23 protein-coding genes and 1 riboswitch are annotated in these 17,991 nt (G+C 59.9%); of the genes, 11 read left to right on the top strand and 12 right to left on the bottom strand.

Annotated elements, in window-relative coordinates; genetic code table 11:
- The first annotated feature begins 36 nt into the window (after positions 1–36).
- Entirely contained in the window at positions 37–1,272 is a 1,236-nt protein-coding gene (locus tag ACX3M4_RS00625) for an MFS transporter (protein ID WP_459356675.1), read from the top strand.
- A gap of 27 nt (positions 1,273–1,299) precedes the next feature.
- Here the strand turns inward: ACX3M4_RS00625 and ACX3M4_RS00620 are convergent, their stop codons facing one another.
- The 5 genes from ACX3M4_RS00620 to ACX3M4_RS00600 all read right to left on the bottom strand — a co-directional run bounded on the left by ACX3M4_RS00620 (position 1,300) and on the right by ACX3M4_RS00600 (position 5,174).
- On the bottom strand, positions 1,300–1,890 hold the full coding sequence (locus ACX3M4_RS00620) for a hypothetical protein (protein WP_459356674.1): 591 nt from the start codon (positions 1,888–1,890) through the stop codon (positions 1,300–1,302).
- Positions 1,891–1,978: 88 nt separating this feature from the next.
- Complete coding sequence (locus tag ACX3M4_RS00615) at positions 1,979–3,001, bottom strand: FecCD family ABC transporter permease (protein WP_459359344.1); 1,023 nt, start codon at positions 2,999–3,001, stop codon at positions 1,979–1,981.
- Positions 3,002–3,048: 47 nt separating this feature from the next.
- Complete coding sequence (locus tag ACX3M4_RS00610) at positions 3,049–3,984, bottom strand: ABC transporter substrate-binding protein (RefSeq protein WP_459356673.1); 936 nt, start codon at positions 3,982–3,984, stop codon at positions 3,049–3,051.
- 15 nt (positions 3,985–3,999) lie between these two features.
- Entirely contained in the window at positions 4,000–4,773 is a 774-nt protein-coding gene (locus ACX3M4_RS00605; protein ID WP_459356672.1) for an ABC transporter ATP-binding protein, read from the bottom strand.
- Positions 4,770–5,174 (bottom strand): DUF1636 family protein, encoded by a 405-nt coding sequence (locus tag ACX3M4_RS00600; protein WP_459356671.1) that lies wholly within the window; start codon positions 5,172–5,174, stop codon positions 4,770–4,772. The genes ACX3M4_RS00605 and ACX3M4_RS00600 overlap by 4 nt, the downstream gene beginning before the upstream one ends.
- Before the next feature lie 388 nt (positions 5,175–5,562).
- Positions 5,563–5,774: riboswitch (cobalamin riboswitch) on the bottom strand.
- Positions 5,775–6,041: 267 nt separating this feature from the next.
- Between ACX3M4_RS00600 and ACX3M4_RS00595 the strand changes: the two genes are divergently transcribed.
- Positions 6,042–6,275 carry a hypothetical protein gene (locus ACX3M4_RS00595; protein WP_459356670.1) on the top strand — a complete coding sequence of 78 codons (234 nt, stop codon included), beginning with the start codon at positions 6,042–6,044 and terminating at the stop codon, positions 6,273–6,275.
- A gap of 128 nt (positions 6,276–6,403) precedes the next feature.
- On the top strand, positions 6,404–6,604 hold the full coding sequence (locus tag ACX3M4_RS00590) for a hypothetical protein (protein WP_459356669.1): 201 nt from the start codon (positions 6,404–6,406) through the stop codon (positions 6,602–6,604).
- Positions 6,605–6,625: 21 nt separating this feature from the next.
- On the opposite strand, the gene ACX3M4_RS00585 is transcribed toward ACX3M4_RS00590, so the two are convergent.
- Complete coding sequence (locus ACX3M4_RS00585) at positions 6,626–7,117, bottom strand: cupin domain-containing protein (protein ID WP_459356668.1); 492 nt, start codon at positions 7,115–7,117, stop codon at positions 6,626–6,628.
- A gap of 203 nt (positions 7,118–7,320) precedes the next feature.
- On the opposite strand from ACX3M4_RS00585, the gene ACX3M4_RS00580 reads away from it, so the two are divergent.
- From ACX3M4_RS00580 to ACX3M4_RS00570, 3 genes are all read left to right on the top strand, one after another.
- Positions 7,321–9,405: a S9 family peptidase gene (locus tag ACX3M4_RS00580; RefSeq protein ID WP_459356667.1), complete on the top strand. Its 2,085-nt coding sequence runs from the start codon at positions 7,321–7,323 to the stop codon at positions 9,403–9,405.
- A 316-nt stretch (positions 9,406–9,721) separates the two neighbouring features.
- Positions 9,722–10,756: a hypothetical protein gene (locus ACX3M4_RS00575; protein WP_459356666.1), complete on the top strand. Its 1,035-nt coding sequence runs from the start codon at positions 9,722–9,724 to the stop codon at positions 10,754–10,756.
- A gap of 261 nt (positions 10,757–11,017) precedes the next feature.
- On the top strand, positions 11,018–11,422 hold the full coding sequence (locus tag ACX3M4_RS00570; RefSeq protein ID WP_459356665.1) for a hypothetical protein: 405 nt from the start codon (positions 11,018–11,020) through the stop codon (positions 11,420–11,422).
- Positions 11,423–11,425: 3 nt separating this feature from the next.
- On the opposite strand, the gene ACX3M4_RS00565 is transcribed toward ACX3M4_RS00570, so the two are convergent.
- The gene (locus ACX3M4_RS00565) at positions 11,426–12,328 is read right to left on the bottom strand and encodes a LysR family transcriptional regulator (RefSeq protein WP_459356664.1); all 903 of its coding nucleotides are present in this window, start codon (positions 12,326–12,328) and stop codon (positions 11,426–11,428) included.
- A gap of 100 nt (positions 12,329–12,428) precedes the next feature.
- On the opposite strand from ACX3M4_RS00565, the gene ACX3M4_RS00560 reads away from it, so the two are divergent.
- Genes ACX3M4_RS00560 through ACX3M4_RS00550 form a run of 3 tightly spaced genes read left to right on the top strand, consistent with a single transcriptional unit; the run spans position 12,429 to position 13,352 of the window.
- Positions 12,429–12,737 carry a putative quinol monooxygenase gene (locus ACX3M4_RS00560; protein WP_459356663.1) on the top strand — a complete coding sequence of 103 codons (309 nt, stop codon included), beginning with the start codon at positions 12,429–12,431 and terminating at the stop codon, positions 12,735–12,737.
- 6 nt (positions 12,738–12,743) lie between these two features.
- Positions 12,744–12,962 carry a DUF2798 domain-containing protein gene (locus tag ACX3M4_RS00555; RefSeq protein WP_459356662.1) on the top strand — a complete coding sequence of 73 codons (219 nt, stop codon included), beginning with the start codon at positions 12,744–12,746 and terminating at the stop codon, positions 12,960–12,962.
- 15 nt (positions 12,963–12,977) lie between these two features.
- Positions 12,978–13,352, top strand: coding sequence for a RidA family protein (locus tag ACX3M4_RS00550; RefSeq protein WP_459356661.1), 375 nt, complete (start codon positions 12,978–12,980; stop codon positions 13,350–13,352).
- Positions 13,353–13,385: 33 nt separating this feature from the next.
- Here ACX3M4_RS00550 and ACX3M4_RS00545 read toward each other — a convergent pair whose 3' ends face one another.
- The 5 genes from ACX3M4_RS00545 to ACX3M4_RS00525 all read right to left on the bottom strand — a co-directional run bounded on the left by ACX3M4_RS00545 (position 13,386) and on the right by ACX3M4_RS00525 (position 16,535).
- Positions 13,386–13,544 carry a hypothetical protein gene (locus ACX3M4_RS00545; protein ID WP_459356660.1) on the bottom strand — a complete coding sequence of 53 codons (159 nt, stop codon included), beginning with the start codon at positions 13,542–13,544 and terminating at the stop codon, positions 13,386–13,388.
- Between the two features lie 212 nt (positions 13,545–13,756).
- On the bottom strand, positions 13,757–14,248 hold the full coding sequence (locus ACX3M4_RS00540) for a GNAT family N-acetyltransferase (RefSeq protein WP_459356659.1): 492 nt from the start codon (positions 14,246–14,248) through the stop codon (positions 13,757–13,759).
- Positions 14,249–14,290: 42 nt separating this feature from the next.
- On the bottom strand, positions 14,291–15,223 hold the full coding sequence (locus ACX3M4_RS00535) for a c-type cytochrome (RefSeq protein ID WP_459356658.1): 933 nt from the start codon (positions 15,221–15,223) through the stop codon (positions 14,291–14,293).
- 48 nt (positions 15,224–15,271) lie between these two features.
- Positions 15,272–15,727 (bottom strand): c-type cytochrome, encoded by a 456-nt coding sequence (locus ACX3M4_RS00530; protein ID WP_459356657.1) that lies wholly within the window; start codon positions 15,725–15,727, stop codon positions 15,272–15,274.
- Positions 15,728–15,932: 205 nt separating this feature from the next.
- A complete protein-coding gene (locus tag ACX3M4_RS00525) occupies positions 15,933–16,535 on the bottom strand; it encodes a superoxide dismutase (protein WP_459356656.1) in 603 nt (200 codons plus the stop codon).
- A gap of 334 nt (positions 16,536–16,869) precedes the next feature.
- Here ACX3M4_RS00525 and ACX3M4_RS00520 point away from each other — a divergent pair, with 334 nt between their 5' ends.
- Positions 16,870–17,205, top strand: a complete 336-nt coding sequence (locus tag ACX3M4_RS00520; protein ID WP_459356655.1) for a hypothetical protein — start codon at positions 16,870–16,872, stop codon at positions 17,203–17,205.
- Positions 17,206–17,455: 250 nt separating this feature from the next.
- Positions 17,456–17,836, top strand: a complete 381-nt coding sequence (locus ACX3M4_RS00515) for a DUF1761 domain-containing protein (protein WP_459356654.1) — start codon at positions 17,456–17,458, stop codon at positions 17,834–17,836.
- Positions 17,837–17,991: the final 155 nt, after the last annotated feature.

Below are 17,991 nucleotides of genomic sequence, written 5' to 3'. Positions count from 1 at the left end.
GCTACGCAAGGGTCCTGCGCAATCCGGAAGCCGATCATGACCCTCGCCGCCGCACAAGACCCTTATGTCCAGGACGGGCCCTACGCCTGGTTCCGGCTGGCGATCTGCATTCTGCTGTCGACGCTTGGCGGCGCAGGCATGTGGGCCGTGGTCATCGTTCTGCCGGCCGTCCAGACTGATTTCGGCATTGACCGGGCCGGTGCTTCCCTGCCCTATACCGCGACGATGCTCGGTTTTGCCGCCGGCAATTACCTGCTTGGCCGGTTTGTCGATCGCTACGGCATCGTGCCGCCCGTCATCGGTTCTGCGCTTTCCTTAAGCGCGGGCTTCGCGCTGGCGGCGCTTGCGCCGGACGTGTGGACCTTTTCGCTTGCCCAGGGTGTCCTCATCGGTCTCGGCACCTCGGCGACCTTCGGGCCGCTGATCGCCGATATCTCCCACTGGTTCGTGAAACGGCGCGGCCTGGCCGTCGCCTGCGCCGCCTGCGGCAACTATCTTGCCGGTGTGCTGTGGCCTTCGCTGATCCAGTGGAGCCTTGCCACCAATGACTGGCGCGACACCTATTTCCTGATCGCGGCGATCTGCCTTGTCACCATGGTGCCGCTGGCGCTGATCCTGCGCCGCCGGCCGCCCGAAGCCGCCCTTGCCGCGAACCCCGCCGCCAACCGCTTCGGCAGCCAGGATACGGGCCTTTCCCCCACGGTCCTGCAAGCTCTGCTTGTCGTCGCCGGCCTTGCCTGTTGCGTTGCCATGTCCATGCCCCAGGTGCATATCGTCGCCTATTGCGTTGACCTCGGTTACGGCGTCGCCCCGGGTGCCGACATGATCGCGCTGATGACGGGCGCGGGCATCATCAGCCGCCTTGCTTCCGGCTTTATTGCCGACAAGATCGGCGGGGTCAGGACATTGCTGATCGGCTCCGTGCTGCAATGCGCGGCCTTGTTCCTTTTCATCCCCTTCAACGGCCTTGCCTCGCTCTACCTGGTGTCGCTGATCTTCGGTCTCTCGCAGGGCGGTATCGTGCCGAGCTACGCTGTCATCGTGCGCGAATACCTGCCTGCGCGCGAAGCCGGCCAGCGCGTCGGTCTCGTCATCATGTCGACCATCCTCGGCATGGCGCTCGGTGGTTGGCTGTCGGGCTGGATCTACGACCTCACCGGCTCCTACCAGGCGGCCTTCCTGAACGGTATTGCGTGGAACCTCCTCAACATGTCGGTGATGATCTTCATCCTCATGCGCGGCCGGCCGCGGCCCGCACGCGCAACCGCCTGAGCTCCGGGTTCATCAAACCCGGCAGGCTCACTTCAATACGTTGAAGCTGCTGGCGATGAGCCAGAACTGGGTCAACAGCGCCAGGCTCACAAGAGCCATGTGATAGGCGCGCGCTGCAATCCGCGTCGCTGCCAGCAGCAGTACGATCATGGTCATCTGGCGCAGCAGATAGAACGTTCCCAGCTCTTTGACATGAGCGCTTCCCTTGAGGGCGGTATCTGCAAGGTCGAACGCAAACAGCAGTGCCAGCGACCCGTAGATCCAGCTCTTCCTGTTCAGGAAATAGTCGCGGTAATTGGCATATTCGCCCAGCTTGTCCGGATAGAGTATGGCCGTGATGAAGAAATAGAGCGCTGCGAATGCAATGACGAAAAGATAGCTCTCGAAAGTCCAGACCTGGATCCGGCCGAGCGCAAATTCGAACCACCAGAAATGCACGACGGACAGGAGCATGAACAGCGACCAGCCAAGATGGACAGCGTAGATCGGCTCCTGCCCCGGGTGCTGCGCATAGCGGGCCAGCCCGTTCAACAGTCTGGCAACGCCAAGCCCGATCACCATGCCGATGATGATCCTTATATGGGTGAATTCGGCTGGATTGGCCGCAAGATTGTCCATGGCACCCCGATCCCGTCTTGACCGGTCAAGCTTAGCGGTAACGTGTCAAGCCGGAAAAGGGGTTTTCGCATCTCCGGCGGCCTGCACGCTATCTAGCGGCCTTGCGCAACAACGCTATGAAGAACACCCCGCCGATCAACCCGGTGACGATACCGATGGGCATGTCCTCCGGCGCCATCAGCGTGCGCGCCAGGATGTCGGCCCAGATCAGAAAGATCGCCCCAAGCAGCATCGAGGCCGGCAGGACACGGCGGTAGCAGCCGCCGGCGAGCGCCCGCGCGATATGTGGCATCATCAGGCCGACAAAACCGATCAGGCCGGAAAAAGCCACCATCACGCCGGTCACAAGCGCTCCGGCGACAAAGACCGTCAGGCGGAACCGGGCAACGGGAATGCCGAGCGTTGCTGCAGTCTCGTCGCCGATTGTCATGGCGTTGAGATCAGGTGCCCGCGCCATGAGATAAGGCGCAACCAGCGCCAGGACGGCGAGCGGGTAGATGAGATGGCTCCACTGGGCAAGACCGAGGCCGCCCAGCATCCAGAAGACGACCGTGTGCGTTGCGCGCGGGTCACCGAGAAAGATCAGGATGTTGGCAATCGACAGAATGATGAAGGAGACCGCGACACCGGCGAGCACCAGCCTGTCGGCACTGGTGGCCGAGGCGAAGCGGGTGACGAGAAGCACCAGCAGGGTCGCCACAAGAGCACCGGCAAAGGCCATCAGCGGCACCGTCAGAAGACCGAGGAACAGCCCCGTATGCAGGAGAGCCAGAATGGCCCCTGCAGCACCGCCGGAAGAAATGCCGAGAAGGTGTGGATCGGCCAGGGGATTGCGCGTGACGGATTGCAACGCGGCACCGACAAGCGCAAGACCGGCCCCCACAAGCCCGGCCAGAAACGCCCGCGGGAAGCGCAGCTCCCAGACGATCGCCTCCCGCCCGGAAGACCAGTCAGGCGTCACCAGATCCGGCCAGACTTTGTTGGCTGCAATGCCGAGCACCGTGCCGGCCGGGACATTGACTGCCCCGACCATGACCGCGACCACAATCGACAGAACCAGCAGCAGCAGGCCCGCCGGCGCAAGGCCCCAGCGGCTCGCGCCGAAACGCAAGGGCGCGCGGTCCTCCGGGTCGTGCCGGGTCACCTTCTGCAACAAGCTTATTCTCCCCAGAAACCGTCGGCGAGCTTTTGCACGGCCTTGATGTTGCGCGGGCCCGGCGTCGCCTCGACATACTCGAGCACGACGAAGCGATCGTTCTTGACGGCTTCGATCCCGGCCAGCGCCGGGTTATCGCGCATGAACGCGCGTTTCTGGTCCGCTGTCACCTCACCATAATTGACGATCACGACCACGTCCGGATTGCGCTCGACAACGGTTTCCCAGTCAGTCGTCGCCCAGCTCTTTTCAAGATCCTCCAGCACGTTGACGCCGCCGGCGGCCTCGATCAGCGCTGTCGGCATGGCGTAGCGGCCTGCCGTGAACGGCTTGTCCTCCCCGCTGTCATAGACGAACACCTTGAGTGGCGCTTCATTGCCGGGAAGTGAACTGCGGATACGATCAAGCTCCAGTTTGTAGGACCCGACCAGATCATAGGCTGTGTCCTCCACAGCGAAGATACGGCCGAGGTTCAAGAGGTCGTTATACATATCGTCAAGCGAGGCCTTGGCCTTGCTGCCGATATGAATGCAGCTTTCGGTTAGTTCGTAGACCTTGATGCCGAAGGGCTCCAGCGTCTCCGGCGTCACTTCGCCGCCAACCTTCATGCCGTAGTTCCAGCCTGCGAAATAAAAATCCGCGTCGGCACCGATCAGAACCTCTTTCGAAGGATATTTCGACGACAGCTCCGGCAGTTCGGCCACACCGGAGCGCATCTGCTCGTCCAGCGTCTTCCAGCCGGAAATGCCGGTATATCCGGCCATCCGGTCGCGCAGTCCGAGGACCAGCATCATCTCAGTCAGATTGACGTCGTTCGATATGGCGGCCGCCGGGACGCTGTCGAAGGTGACATCCCGGTCGCAGCTCTTCACGGTAACCTGCGCAAAGGAGGTCCCGGCATAAAGAACCGCGGCAAGGCCGAGGGCTAACTGTTTCATGGCATTTCTCCAGGATCAAAGATGGAAAGTCAGATGAGGGCGTTCGCTCGCGGCAAGGAGTTCCCTTTGCACGCGCACCCCGTAGGCGTGTTCGATATGGGCCGGCGACAAAACCCTGTCCGGCGCCCCATAGGCAACGCTCCTGCCCTTGTGGAGCAGCAGCAGCCGGTCGCAGACGCCGGCCGCGAGGTTGAGGTCGTGCAGGCTGGCGACCACCGTGATGTCGAGACTGGCGATCAGGGCCACGATCTCCAGTTGATGGCGAATGTCGAGATGGTTGGTCGGCTCGTCCAGGATCAGGAGCTGCGGTTCCTGCGCAAGGGCACGTGCGACCATCACGCGCTGACGTTCGCCACCGGAAAGCGTTCCAAAGGCGCGGGCTGCGTAGGGCAGCAGGTCCATGCGCTCCAGAGCATCCGCAACTATTTCCGCATCCCGTTTGCCGCCCGAGGCAAAGCCGGAACCGTGCGGCCGCCGGCCGAGCACCACGATTTCCCTGACACTGAGGGCGAAATCCGTCGGTTGCTCCTGCAGGACGGCAGCGACCTTGCGGGCAACCGCGCGCGGCGATTGCCGCCAGATATCGGCGCCGTCGAGAAGAACGGCACCGCTCGCCGGACGGTGGAAGCGGTAAAGCAGGCGCAGCAGGGTGGACTTGCCGGCCCCGTTGGCACCGGCAATCCCGAGCACCTGTCCCGGCCCCAGATCGAAGCTCAGAGGATGGAGCACCGGTTCGCTTCTGCCCGGCTTCCAGCTTACCTCCCGCACCGAGAGCGCAGCACCGCTCATGACAGCGCAGCCTTGCCGGCCTCGGTCACGATCACGGCTGCAGGAAAGTGAAAAGGTGGAACCCCGCCCATCTTTTGAGCCTTTTCCTTGCTTCGGCTTCGATCCGTTTCCGCCAACCGCTTGCTTTCGGCAAAATCAACGAGCGCATCGATATCCGCCTGCGGATCAACGTCCCCGAACAGGTAGATTGCCTTGTCCGTTGCCCGGAACGCGGCGATGCAAGGCCGTGAACAACCGGCGAGCCCGGCTGTCCCGGAGATTTCGAACCCATCGCCCACGAAGGGAGACGCCATCGACATGGCTTCCTGAAGACGCCGTAGCAGCCGGTATCCGGGCAGGCACTGCGTCCCTCTGTGCCGGCAACTGGTGCAGACCTCGATCCGGTGCTGGCCGCAGGTCATGGTCTGCCTTCTTCCGGCATGGAATCGGCTCGCTCGACAACCTTCGGCAAAGCCGGTTTTCGGCCCCGTCGCGGATGGGAAGCTCTTCTGAACGAACTGATCGATCCCTCCCCGGTGCGCGAAAGCTCATTCAGCGTCACCACGTTCCCCTCTGTCGTCGAGGCGAACGGGACCTGGCAGCCATTCGGGCGCATGGCCCTGACCACGCGGTCGCAAAGACTGCTTGCCCGTGTGGGAAGCTCATGGAGATCTTGTGAATTGCTTGTCCGTTTCCGGTTCATATCGCCCTCCGCGATTGCGCGGCGTGGCGGAAAACCGAATGTCAGTCTGTGTCAGCAGGTGCCGATAAGCCATGTCACTCGCTCCTCCGGGACACCCCGCCCGGGTTGAAGTTGAAGATGCGATGGCAGGTCTCCTGACTTGCGGGTCGAAGCTCGCCTGATCCTTCCCGGGGTTTCCCCAGTGGCGCTTTCAGGTTCGCTCACCGCTCACAGTTGCGGGGGCAGTCACGGATTTGGCGCTTGTCGGCAAACCGCACCGTGTTCCCTTTTCATCCCGATCCAACGTGTGGAATCGGGAACCATCTCCTTTTGAGTGACTGAAATTGAAGGAGCTGTCAATTGGTCCGGACGGATCGAGCAAGAGGTTTGCCTCAAAATGCTGATTGGCCATTTCCCGGAAGGTACACGGGTGCGGAATGTCTTCGTCTGCAGAATTGCCCGCCAAGTCGTCGGCGCGATTGGGTAGCATCTTTACAACCTGTGGACACCGTCGCAAGTTCCGGCTAATTCAAACGAATTGATTTCATCAGGTTCCTGGAAGGACATCTCGTTCTTTTCCGGATGCGCCGTTTTCACCTAGATCGACATGTCTGTTTCCGAGTATTTCCTGGCCGTCGCATTTATCGTTCTGTTCGTGCCTGTCCGGTGGATCTGGGTCGCAATCACACTAAGCTTCTCGCTTCTCGTTGCCGCGAACCTGTTGCCCCGTTCACTGCTCCAACAACTGGATATTCCGGGAAGCGTCGCCCTGACGCAGTTTTTGCTTGTGGCCGCCACGGCGTCTATCCGGCTCGGAATCGAGCGCTGGCGGAACCGATGACGCCGGCCGGATTCAGACGGGAGGCATGCCGTTGCACATGTTCTGAAGATACATCCAGCTTCGAAAATCCGGCTACCGATGCTTTTGTTAGCGCGTTATGAAGGCTGTAGGCGGGATCTCGAACTTGCATGTTTCACCAAGCTTCACATGCGGAACGGCCTTCATCAACACGGCAGGCCGCCAGGATGCTGCTCAAGGGCGCAGATCCGGACAAACTGCCGATCAGAGAAATTTCCGCCAACGCAGCGACCCTTTACATCAAAGCCGCCAACAAGGCGCCGCCGAAACTGCTGCTCAAGAACGCCAACAATCAGATCGACCTTAAGTAGGACCGGTGACTGCACGGCGCGCTATTTCTTGCCGACGCTTCCACCAAGTTCCTTGATGTTCTCCCGGTCGACCAGGCTCCAGGGCATGCCGGCGTGACGGTGGATCCTCTTTCCGAGCTTCGGATAATCGGCGACGTCATGCACGAGCCGCTCGCCAACGACAATGCAGCGCAGTGTTTCCTGGCCGTTGTTGCGGATAGTATGCGCCAGGCCTCCCTTGCGGTAACCGATGAAGTCGCCGGTGCCGATCGCGATTTCCTCGTCACCTATGACCGCGACCGCCTGTCCCGACAGCACGAAAACACATTCATCCTCATGGTAGTGACAGTGAAATTCGGTCGTTTCCCGGCCTGGAGCCACCTCGATGAGATGGAAGCCGAATCCCTTCAATCCGGTCGCATCGCCAAGGGATTTGTTCAGACGCTGTGCATTGGGATTGAGAAAATGGGTCTTTTGCGTACCTTCCATGGCTGCGATGTCGGTTGCAGTCAGAAGGTAGGTTTCGGTGGGCATGGTGAGGGTCCTTCGGCGCGTGATCCAATACCGGCAACAGATCGCGAAGTAGCCGTTTCGTCCAGTGCCCCAATGCAAGACAGCAGGTCCCTCTCCCTGGCAACGCCTGGCCACAGCGAGGTGCCGGAACCCGGTCACCAGACCTCGATCCCGGCACTTTTCACCTCTTGCCTTCGGCTTTCAAAACTCCTACCTCGGGAGCCATGAAACAGGATGCCTTTCCCCCGCGCGCCGAAGCGCGCCCCGTCACCCATGAAACCCACGGCATAACCCGCCAGGACGACTACGGCTGGCTCCGGGCGGACAACTGGCAGGAGGTCATGAAGGACCCGTCCGTGCTGGACGCCGATATTCGTGCCTATCTTGAAGCGGAAAACGCCTATCACGATGCCCAGATGGCACCGACCAAGGCTCTCCAGGAAAAGCTCTTTGCCGAAATGCGCGGCCGCATCAAGGAGGACGACAGTTCGGTTCCCTCCCCCGACGGCCCCTACGCCTACGGTCTGAGATATGAGACCGGCGGACAGCAGCCGATCTTCTTCCGAACGCCCCGCGACGGCGGCGCGGAAACCGTGCTGCTGCACGGCGACAGGGAAGCTGAGGGCAAGGCCTATTTCCGGATCGGCGCCGTCAGCCAGTCGGAAAACCACAAGCTTCTGGCCTGGGCCTATGACGACAAGGGCTCGGAATTCTATTCGATGCGGTTGCGCGATATCGAAAGCGGCACGGACCTGGACTATCGCATCGAGGACACCGGCGGCGGCGGCGTCTTCTCCGCCGACAGCCGGTACATGTTCTACATCCGTCTCGATGCAAATCACCGCCCGTCGAAGCTGTTCCGGCACGAGATCGGCACCGATCCGGCAAGTGACGTTCTGGTCTACGAGGAGGAGGATCCCGGCTTCTTCATGGGCGTCGGCAAGACCCAGTCCGGCCAGACCATCGTGATCGACATTCACGACCACGAAACCTCGGAAGTCCGCATGATCCCGGCGGATAATCCGACCGCCGAGCCCGTGCTGGTCGCTCCGCGCGAAACCGGCATCGAATACTCCATCGAGGATCACGGCGGTACGCTCTATATCCTCACCAATGCCGGGGACGCCGAGGACTTCAAGATCGTCACCGCGCCGAAGGACACCCCTGGCCGCGAGACCTGGACCGATCTGGTCGACCACAAGCCGGGCCGGCTGATCCTGTCCCACTGCGTCTACAACACCTTCATGACCAGGCTGGAGCGTGAGGACGGCCTGCCCCGCATCGTCATCCGGCGCCTTGCGGACAACATCGAACACGCCATCGCCTTTGACGAGGAAGCCTATTCCCTCGGCCTCGGCGGCGGCTACGAGTTCGACACCAATACGATCCGTTTCACATATTCCTCCATGACGACGCCTTCGCAGACCTTCGACTACAATGTCGAGACCCGCGAACGTGTGCTGCGCAAGGAACAGGAAGTACCCTCGGGCCACGAAGCGTCCGACTACGTCACCCGCCGTCTGCATGCGACGGCACCAGACGGCGAAAGCGTGCCGGTGTCCGTGTTCCACCACAAGGACACGAGACTCGACGGTTCGGCGCCGCTGCTGCTTTACGGTTACGGCTCATACGGCATCACGGTGCCGGCAAGCTTCAACACCAACAGCCTGTCTCTGGTCGACCGGGGCTTTGTTTACGCCATCGCGCATATTCGCGGCGGCAAGGACAAGGGGTTCCACTGGTACAAGGACGGACGGCGCGAATACAAGAAAAACACCTTCAGCGATTTCATCGCGGCGGCCGATCATCTGGTCGACGAGAAATACACCTCCCACGACCGCATCGTCGCCCAGGGTGGTTCGGCCGGCGGCATGTTGATGGGCGCGATTGCCAACCTGGCACCGGAGAAATTCGGCGCCATCATCGCCGAGGTACCGTTTGTGGACGTGCTGTCAACCATGCTCGACGACACGCTGCCGCTGACCCCGCCGGAATGGCCCGAATGGGGCAACCCGGTCGCCGACAAGACGGCATATGAATACATCGCCTCCTATTCGCCCTACGACAACGTGACGGCCAGGGACTATCCCGCCATCCTGGCGCTTGCGGGCCTGACGGATCCGCGTGTCACCTATTGGGAGCCGGCAAAATGGGTTGCCAGGCTGCGCGCGACTGCGACCGGCGACAATCTCCTGATGCTGAAGACCAACATGGAAGCCGGCCATGGCGGCGCTTCCGGACGGTTCGACCGCTTGAAGGAAGTCGCCGAAACCCAGGCTTTCGCGCTGCTTGTCACTGGCAAGGCGTGACACCTGACCAGCTTCAAAATCGGAAAGACACCGAACCAGGCCCGGCAACGGGCCTGGTTTTTTGTCGAGGCCCCAAATTCGACGATACGGCAGGAAATGAGAGTTCCGGGTTGAACGCAACAATCGCAAAGAATTTCAAATAAACCGGTCCAAATAGAACGTGAAATCACTCTGTTAATTTTTTATCGAAACCAAAATATTTCAGACTTTTCATGAACTATATTTAAATTGAACAACATCATCCGCCTCACCAGTTCAATGTTTCCAGATCAGATCAAATATATCTGGAGATTAAAACTAATGGTGAGGAGACGTCATGAATATCCAATTGAAGCCTGGCGCGGAAATCTTCGACATTGAAGACCTGATGGATCGGCATTTCGAGACGCTGGAAAACAATTCAGTCCGGAGCGGACCGGCCGGTCCGCCGGGACTTCCCGAAACCAAGTTTAGCGGCGCAAACTGGCTGGAATTCGGCGCTGGAGACAACCTGCCCTTTCTCAATCTCGATCCCTATGATCTGGCCGGCAAGGGCGATCTGCCGGACTTTTCGATCAGCAGTCCGGATCCGGACTATATCAACTGGGAGCTTGGCGGCACGCCGGACCAGCTTGAGCTCGATGTCGGAGTTTACAACGCGACAATGGTTTCCGATGAGGCGCGCGTCCACGTCGATGAGTTATCGGAGACCCGGGTCACCGAGATCCAGTACAGTCACTTCAACGGACAGAAGGTTGCCATCGAGTGGCAGAACGCCACGGCTCATGAGGTCAGCGGCAGCATCGACTACATGGGGCAAGGCACTCTTTTCCTCAACGCCTCGGTGGAAGTTGGCGAAAGCGTTCAGGCAGAACGGTTCAGCTTCGACGAAAACGGCAACATGACCCAGCAGCTCAGCGCCTATGACTGGGGCGTGGGCATGACGATGGATGGCCAGGCCCAGTCCTACGGCATCGACACGTTCGAGATGAACTTCAACATAGAGATCTCGATGCAGTGGGATGCGGAACTCGGCGTCTATCTCGCCAGCGTTTTCGTCGAATTCTCCTATACGATCGAATATCTCGATGGCCGCAAGATCGAAGGCGAGGCTTTTCAGGAGCAGGAAGGCTTCTGGTCGAACCTTGACCTGTTCAGCTTTGCCTTCGATGGCGACATTCTGGCCGAGATGGGCAAATTCCAGAGGGATATGGGCGACGCCTGGGACGCCATCGATTCCTACAACTCCCACATGGAAGCCTTGCTGCTGCATCTGAAGGACCAGGGCTGGTACGACCTTTACGACACAATGGGTGGCGGCATCGACAATCCGTTCGACTTCAACCCGCCCGCCATCGACCCGTTCTCCTGACAAATCGTAGCTGCCGCCCCGGCTCGGCCCGGGGCGGCAAACCTTTCACCAACGTGACTTGATTTTGACCAAGTCTTCGAGTGATGTGAGACCTGTTACAAATCAGTCCTTTGACTGGCCTGGAGCATCGTGCGTTAAGGAGAATGCACATAAGGTGCTCTACCACTTTAAGATCGATCAGCTTTTGGACGCTCAACCGATTCCGGTTGTGCGTCCGCTGATCTAGCCCCCGTCCCGGACCGCAGATCACTGGAGTTCGTCATGCGCCGCCCCATCAACTCTCATCTGCCGTCGATCCGCGGGGTTATCAGAGGCCTGCGCATTGCCGCAGTGTTCGCCGCCGGCCTCAGCCTGGCGGCCTGTCAGGCCTATGACACGTCGGCGGGTACGGGAAACGTGGTTGAAAAACTTCTGTTCACCCCGACCTTCGCCAAGAACCGGCAGGACATACCCTACACCTACAACACCCCCTACGATTGCCGCAGCTTTTCCGGAAGCGGCTGGAAGGGGATTGCCGGTGGCAAGGTGAAGAATTTCGACCAGACGTACCTGATCTCACAGGCAGGCTGCTTCAAGACCCAGAACGAGTGCCAGGCCTGGCTGAGTTTGATGCGCGGCTATATCGACCTGCCGAGTTACATGCGCTGCAATCCCCATACTGCCTGATACTCACGGCAGCGCCCCTTGAAGGACCGGGTGCGCTGCCACGAAGGCCTCCATGTAATCGCGCAGGCAGCGAGCCCGGGCGCTGAGCAACCGGCCCGTCGGCCAGACCGCGTAGAGATCTCGCCTTTGCCCCTGCCAGGTGCGCAGCACCGGCAGAAGCCGGCCGGATTTCAGGTCTTCCGCAATTTCGCTCACCGGTAACAACGCCAGACCGTGACCGTCGGCCCCCAGTTGCCGCGCAAGGCCGATATCGTCCACCGCGACATGTGCGTCGACAGGCAGGATCTGTTGCCTGCCCGTATCCAGATGGGTCAGTCTCCATTGCGGTAGCGCCGCGACCCGTATCAGCTTGTGTGCCGCGATGTCCTCGGGTTCTGCCGGTGTTCCGGCGGTTGCCAGGTAGGACGGTGCGGCCACCAGAATCGTTGCGACGCATCCCAACCGCTTCTGATAGAGCCGCTCATCCGTTTGAGGTCCGGCACGCAGTGCAAGATCTACCTGGCTTTCGAGCAAATCCTTGTTGTCATTGCTGAGTTCCAGCGTCAGCCGGATCTGTGGATTGGCTTTGACGAAACCGGACCACATCGGCTGCAGGACCCCGACAGAGATGTTCGTCGGCGCAGCGGCCTTCAACCGGCCCTGAGGAGCATGCAGATCCGTGCTCAATCCCTGCAGCGCTGTTTCCGCGGTCAGCACGAGATCGGCAAAGGTCCCGTAATAGGCTTCTCCCTCGGCAGTCAGCGCAAATTTGCGAGCAGAACGGAACAGCAGCTGAACGCCCAGGTCTTCCTCCAGCTTCTTGAGCCGCCGTGTGACCGTCGCCGCCGGCAGGTCCATTTTTTCCGCCGCCGCTGCCAGGCTGCGCGCCTGCACGATATGAACGAAGAGTGCGATATCGTCGAGCATGATTCCATTTTTGAAAATTACAATGCCAGCAATCGTTATAGATTTCCGTTACATCAATCAATAGATCAGTGGCGACCGACACCCCTATCCGGAGACAAACATGAGCTCTTATTTCATCAGCGCCGGTATCGAATTGCAGGACGGAGCGGACCTGAAGCAGGCCGAAGAAGGCTTGCGGGAACTTATCCTTCTCACTCGCCAGGAACCCGGCTGCCATATGTTCGACATCCGGCAGAACCTTGAGGAGCCGGGCCGGTTCACACTCTGGGAACGCTGGACCGACAAGGCAGCCCTCGCCGCCCATTTCGAGATGCCGCACACCAAAGCGTATCTCGCGCGCAATCTGACCCGGGTCCGCTATATCGAGGAACTCGGGGACATCGGCACGATTGCGGCCGAAGGACGGTGACGTGTCATGAAATCCCGGCTTATCGCCACCGTCCTGATGTCCCTCGGCCTCTCGCTGCTGATGTCCTGCTGGGTGACCTTTCTCAATCTCGGCTGGAGCGATGCCTTTTTGACCCAGTGGATGGCCGCCTTTCGTCTGGCCTGGCCCGCGGCCGCCCTCATAGCCTTCTTTCTCGGACCTCCGGTTCAAAGGGCAACCACCTTCCTGGCCAACCGCCTTCCCTGAACAGGAGAGATTTCTATGACGCTTGAGAGACGGAACTTCACCGAACTGGGCCTGCCTGCCGGCCCCTACTCCCACGCCGTGACCCACGGCGGGACGCTCCATACGTCCGGCTTCACGGCTTTCGGCACCGCCGCACAGGACGGCGACGCGGGCCGGCAAACGCACGCGGTTCTGGATCAGCTCGGGTTCATTGCCGGTCAACACGGCAAGACGCTGGCGGATCTCATCAAGGTGACAATCTTCATCACCGACCTGGCTGACCTGCCGCTGGTCCGCCAAGCCCTCGCCGACCGATATGGCGGCAATGATCCGGCAAGTTCACTGGTGATGGTGGCTGGCCTGTTCGCGCCGGGGCTGCTCGTCGAAATCGAGGCTTCGCTCGCTTTGTGACAACAATCTGAAGCGTGTCGCGTTCATTTGAATTCACGCGACCCGCTTTATCTCTTTTTGACGCACGTCTTTTTGCGAAAAACCGGAATCCACTTTTTCGCGATTTGCTCTAGCGGCGGCAAAGCTTCGCTCTGCAAATGCCAGAACGGAATTTTGCCGCCACCCAGCGATATCTTGAAGAAACTTATACACGCATAAGCTGCCGCAAGGGCAGGCAAGGCTTGCGCACGTACCAGGAATTACGTATTATCCCTTAGTTGAAGAGCACTACCACCGCTCTACAATCGCAACAGTCCCGATTTTCATAAGATCAGATAACTGTGCACGGGCAATGCGACCCAATAACAAAAAAACATCCTTGGCCACCTGTACGCAGGTGGTTTTGTTTGACAGCACCCCAAAATTCAACTTTGCAGATCCTTGCGGAAAAACACCGTCTCGGCGATCGGCGTATCGTAATAGGCCGAAATCTTCTCAAATCCTGCTGCCTGGTAGAGCTTGATGGCCCCGGTCATCGTGGGCAGCGTGTCGAGCAGCATGTCCCGGTAGCCCGCCTGCCGGGCAGTTTCCACGACGCGCGCGACAAGGGCAGCGCCAACACCCCGGCCGCGCCCCTCAGGCAGGACATAGAGCCGCTTCATTTCGCATGACCCGTCCTTGCCGAATGGCCTCAATCCTACACACCCAAGAACCGTGCCGTCCGGATCACAGGCCAGAAAAAGCCCCCCTTTCGGCGCTGCGTATTTTCCCGGCAGTCCGGCAAGCTCCTCTTCGAAACCCTGATAGGAAAGATCGATGCCGAGCCAGTCGACATAGGCACGAAAGAGCGTCCGGACGGGTTCAAGGCCGGCTTCTGTTTCAACGGCGGCAACGGTAAAGGTTTCGGCGGAATCCATGACGGCTTTCTTTTGGGAATGCAGGGGGAAAGATGACGAAGGTTACTCGCGGGCGGAGGCGACCGCGGGAACGGCCTTCAGATACACGGCGATCGCTTCCCGGTCGATAGCCGGAAGCCTGGCCATGTTCTCCTGGACGGGCACCATCTCCCCACCAACGGAATCATAGTCGGGGGTGAAGCCGCTTTCCAGATAGTAGGCAATATCCGTGGCGCTCCAACCGGAGATCTCGCGGCCGCCCGGCGTGATGTTCGGAATACTGCCGTCACCTGTCGGCGAGGGCGCGCCACCAAGCCACTCCGCAAGGACAAGCCCGCCTGCAAGGTCACGTGCGGTGTGGCATTCGCCGCAATGTCCGGGCCCTTCGACCAAGTACCGGCCGCGCTGCCAGACAGCAGGATCGATGTCCGTCCCGCCGTCAGGGGCCGCAATGACGGGAGCCGGATCGAGGAACAGCCGTTTCCATAGGCCAAGACCGCGTCGGATGTTGAAGGGAAAGCCGAGTTCATGCGGGGGAGCTTTCCCCTCGACCGCTGGCACCGTCTTCAGAAAGGCAAAGAGGTCGCCGAGATCTTCCCCCGTCATGCGGGCATAGGAAGTGTAGGGAAAGGAGGGATAGTAGTTGCGGCCATCCGGCGAGGTGCCGTGGGTCATCGCATTGGCAAGGTCGGCAAGCGACCAGGAACCGATGCCGTCCTGCGTGCTTTGGGAGATATTCGGCGCAACGAACGTGCCGAAGGGCGTCTCCAGCCGGAGCCCTCCGCCAAGCCTCAGCTTGTCGTCGCCCGAAGCGCCCTTTGCGGCGTGGCAGGAGCTGCAGCCGCCGGCCCAGAAGACGAGTTCGCCGCGCGCCGGGTCGCCCGGTTTCAAGGCCGCCGCATCCGCCTCGCTTATCCTTGTCGGCGAAGAAACAATCCAGCCCGCACCGGCCGCCGCAGCGGCCAGTAAAATCAGGATGACAATGACCTTTTTCATGAGGACACTCCGCGGAAGGCACCTGCCGGAACGTCTGATTGGAACCGGTCAGTTCTTCTTACGGTAAGTCTCGTGGCAGGATTTACAAGTGCCCAGGACCGGACCCACGGCTGCCTTGAAGGCGTCCACATCGGCCGGACCGTCCTTGCCGGAAGCCTGCGAGGCTGCTGCGGTCGCGTCCGAGAACTTCGCCAGTTCTGCGGCAAAGCCGTCCGGATCTTCCCAGATCTTTGCGGCAGCGCCCGTTTCGCCCTGGTCGGACCCGGCGGGAAAATAATCTCCATAGGACAGGGAAACCGCACGCAGGCTGGCGATGGCCGCCTTGCCCGCCACAGGCGAATACGCGATTTCGCCTTTCATCATGCCGCCGCTGAGTCCGGCTGCCGCGCCGGTTGCTGCCATGAGAGCCTGGCGGGTTGCAATCGGATCGTCCGCGGCCAGCGCGGCTGCTCCTGCCAGACCGAGTGAGGCGGTCAGCCCAAATACGACAGCTTTCCGGATCATGCGCATTATTCTCTCCCTCTCCTTCAACGAGCTTCTCGGTGCCATTGCACCCTGACGAGTACAGCCCAAATACCGCTCGGTAATAAAATCACGCTCCTGTGAGGTCGTCGCGCGTTCGTGAACACACCGTCAACCGAGAGGAAACAAACAACAAAAAACCCCGGCTTTGGAGAGCCGGGGTTTTCCAATGAAGCCGGGACAGGCCTTACTTCGTGGCAGCTTCGTAAAGCTCCAGGACATAGTCCCAGTTGATCATGTTGTCGATGAAGGCTTCCAGATACTTCGGACGCGCGTTGCGGTAGTCGATGTAATAGGAATGTTCCCAGACGTCGCAGCCGAGGATGGGAGTTGCGCCGTGCACGAGCGGATTCTCGCCGTTCGGGGTCTTCATGATTTCCAGCTTGCCGTCCTTGACCGCAACCCAGGCCCAGCCCGAACCGAACTGGCCGACACCGGCGGCGATGAAATCGGCGCGGAATTTGTCGAAGCCGCCAAGATCGCTGCTGATTGCGGAGGCGAGAGCGCCCGGCAGGGAGGAACCGCCGCCGTCCTTCTTCATCCACTTCCAGAAATGGATATGGTTGTAGTGCTGGCCGGCATTGTTGAAGAGCGGCGCGTTCTTGCCGTAGCTTTCCTTCACGATCTCTTCCAGCGACTTGCCTTCAAGGCCGCTGCCGGCGAGCAGCTCGTTGCCCTTGGAGACATAAGCCTGGTGATGCTTGTCATGGTGAAACTCGAGGGTCTCGGCGGACATGTAAGGTGCCAGCGCATCATATGCATACGGCAGGTCAGGCAATTCGAACGACATGACAAACTCCTTGAAATGGTCGGTGACCGGCGGTCCGGACCGGCTGCCCGCGAAACCGCGTCGAGGCGCAAAATAGGATTGCCGGGCCGCGACGGCAAGCACGGAACCTCAAAATAAAGAAATTTTTTCTTTTTATTTTAAGGCGCCCTGCCTCCATCCGAAGCCCGACACAGTATCAACGTTTCCAGGACCTTCGCAGGTCCTGCCTCACAGAAATTTGATCAATAGTTTTCAAAAGTCGAAATTTGTGATTTCCAGCACGAGCATTTCCCATGAATACGACTAAATTTAACACAGAAGCCAAAATCGGCTTTATATTGAATAGGAGATAGTTTTGAAACTCAATAATACTTATGCTATTGCCGCTCTTGTCTCGTGCGGTATTCTTCTTTCGACCACGATGGCCTCTCAGGCCGGCCCGAGCAACGGCAGTAATCTTGGTGAGTGCTACAACAACTGGATCTCCTGGTGCAATGACAAGACCAGCGGTTATCCGAACAGCTGCTATGGCGAGAGCATGGATCACTGCGACGGCATCCACAAAGCCAGCATGACCCAGATCCCGGGCCTCAAGGTCCAGTCCATGCGCGCATCCGCTTTGCGCAAAGCCAAGCGCGACAATGTCCGCATCGTTGCCCCCACCGTACAGCCGGTTCGCAACACGAACTGATCAGCGTCCTTTCGCTGCAAAAAGCCCTGTGACGATCCCGTCGCGGGGCTTTTGCCTGTCGGGCACCTTGCCGCTCTCATGCCCTTGGCTCCTGTGCGTTACCGGCAGCAATTCAGCAGCATAAACTCAACCATTTGGTTGACTATTTTGCCGCACTTTGTTATGTCCCATTTGCTGGTTCAATTCGCGCTGACCAGCCGCTGCCGGCCAGGCAGCCAATTCATCCTTCGGGGTCAAAGGGGGAAAGGCCATGGAATTTGCAACAGTCAATTGGATCGCCGTGATCACCGGCGCGGCAGCCGCATTCCTGTTTGGCTGGCTCTGGTATTCGCCGGTCCTGTTCTTCAAGCCCTGGGCCGCCGGCTCACGCCTTGAGCTGTCGCCCGGCACCCGGCCACCTGTTGTTGCGATGGTGCTTCAGATCGCAGGTCTCCTGTGCCTGTCGACGGTGGTCGGCGTCACCGCGACAACCGACGCTCTCTTCACCGCCGTTCTGGCGATTTTGGCGGCCGCGTGCCTAACCGTCTCCGGAGGCGGTTTCAGCGGCAAGAACGGCGCAGCGCTCGCCATCGACGGCGGCTATATCATCGGAGCCGGCATCCTGATGATCGCAGCACAGGCAATTTTCTGACAGGCGATGACGGCTTCGGCGGGTGGAGGCGTTCCTGGCTGATAGGCTGAAATGACTCGGCGCCGCAACCGTGACAGATTGTGCTTCTGGCAACCTTGAGTCCCTGCTCCCGGCGGCCAGGCCATCTGCCCCAGGTCATTGCCCGAAAGCCACTG

Source organism: Roseibium sp. M-1 (assembly GCF_054515675.1).
This window is presented reverse-complemented; position numbering and strand designations above follow the sequence as displayed.

What these genes read in the sequence shown, in the direction of transcription:
- ACX3M4_RS00625 (WP_459356675.1), top strand. Translation starts at nt 37, where the DNA reads ATGACCCTCGCCGCCGCACAAGACCCTTATGTCCAGGACGGGCCCTAC.
- ACX3M4_RS00620 (WP_459356674.1), bottom strand. Translation starts at nt 1,890, where the DNA reads ATGGACAATCTTGCGGCCAATCCAGCCGAATTCACCCATATAAGGATC.
- ACX3M4_RS00610 (WP_459356673.1), bottom strand. Translation starts at nt 3,984, where the DNA reads ATGAAACAGTTAGCCCTCGGCCTTGCCGCGGTTCTTTATGCCGGGACC.
- ACX3M4_RS00605 (WP_459356672.1), bottom strand. Translation starts at nt 4,773, where the DNA reads ATGAGCGGTGCTGCGCTCTCGGTGCGGGAGGTAAGCTGGAAGCCGGGC.
- ACX3M4_RS00600 (WP_459356671.1), bottom strand. Translation starts at nt 5,174, where the DNA reads ATGACCTGCGGCCAGCACCGGATCGAGGTCTGCACCAGTTGCCGGCAC.
- ACX3M4_RS00595 (WP_459356670.1), top strand. Translation starts at nt 6,042, where the DNA reads ATGTCTGTTTCCGAGTATTTCCTGGCCGTCGCATTTATCGTTCTGTTC.
- ACX3M4_RS00590 (WP_459356669.1), top strand. Translation starts at nt 6,404, where the DNA reads ATGTTTCACCAAGCTTCACATGCGGAACGGCCTTCATCAACACGGCAG.
- ACX3M4_RS00585 (WP_459356668.1), bottom strand. Translation starts at nt 7,117, where the DNA reads ATGCCCACCGAAACCTACCTTCTGACTGCAACCGACATCGCAGCCATG.
- ACX3M4_RS00580 (WP_459356667.1), top strand. Translation starts at nt 7,321, where the DNA reads ATGAAACAGGATGCCTTTCCCCCGCGCGCCGAAGCGCGCCCCGTCACC.
- ACX3M4_RS00575 (WP_459356666.1), top strand. Translation starts at nt 9,722, where the DNA reads ATGAATATCCAATTGAAGCCTGGCGCGGAAATCTTCGACATTGAAGAC.
- ACX3M4_RS00570 (WP_459356665.1), top strand. Translation starts at nt 11,018, where the DNA reads ATGCGCCGCCCCATCAACTCTCATCTGCCGTCGATCCGCGGGGTTATC.
- ACX3M4_RS00565 (WP_459356664.1), bottom strand. Translation starts at nt 12,328, where the DNA reads ATGCTCGACGATATCGCACTCTTCGTTCATATCGTGCAGGCGCGCAGC.
- ACX3M4_RS00560 (WP_459356663.1), top strand. Translation starts at nt 12,429, where the DNA reads ATGAGCTCTTATTTCATCAGCGCCGGTATCGAATTGCAGGACGGAGCG.
- ACX3M4_RS00555 (WP_459356662.1), top strand. Translation starts at nt 12,744, where the DNA reads ATGAAATCCCGGCTTATCGCCACCGTCCTGATGTCCCTCGGCCTCTCG.
- ACX3M4_RS00550 (WP_459356661.1), top strand. Translation starts at nt 12,978, where the DNA reads ATGACGCTTGAGAGACGGAACTTCACCGAACTGGGCCTGCCTGCCGGC.
- ACX3M4_RS00540 (WP_459356659.1), bottom strand. Translation starts at nt 14,248, where the DNA reads ATGGATTCCGCCGAAACCTTTACCGTTGCCGCCGTTGAAACAGAAGCC.
- ACX3M4_RS00535 (WP_459356658.1), bottom strand. Translation starts at nt 15,223, where the DNA reads ATGAAAAAGGTCATTGTCATCCTGATTTTACTGGCCGCTGCGGCGGCC.
- ACX3M4_RS00530 (WP_459356657.1), bottom strand. Translation starts at nt 15,727, where the DNA reads ATGATCCGGAAAGCTGTCGTATTTGGGCTGACCGCCTCACTCGGTCTG.
- ACX3M4_RS00525 (WP_459356656.1), bottom strand. Translation starts at nt 16,535, where the DNA reads ATGTCGTTCGAATTGCCTGACCTGCCGTATGCATATGATGCGCTGGCA.
- ACX3M4_RS00515 (WP_459356654.1), top strand. Translation starts at nt 17,456, where the DNA reads ATGGAATTTGCAACAGTCAATTGGATCGCCGTGATCACCGGCGCGGCA.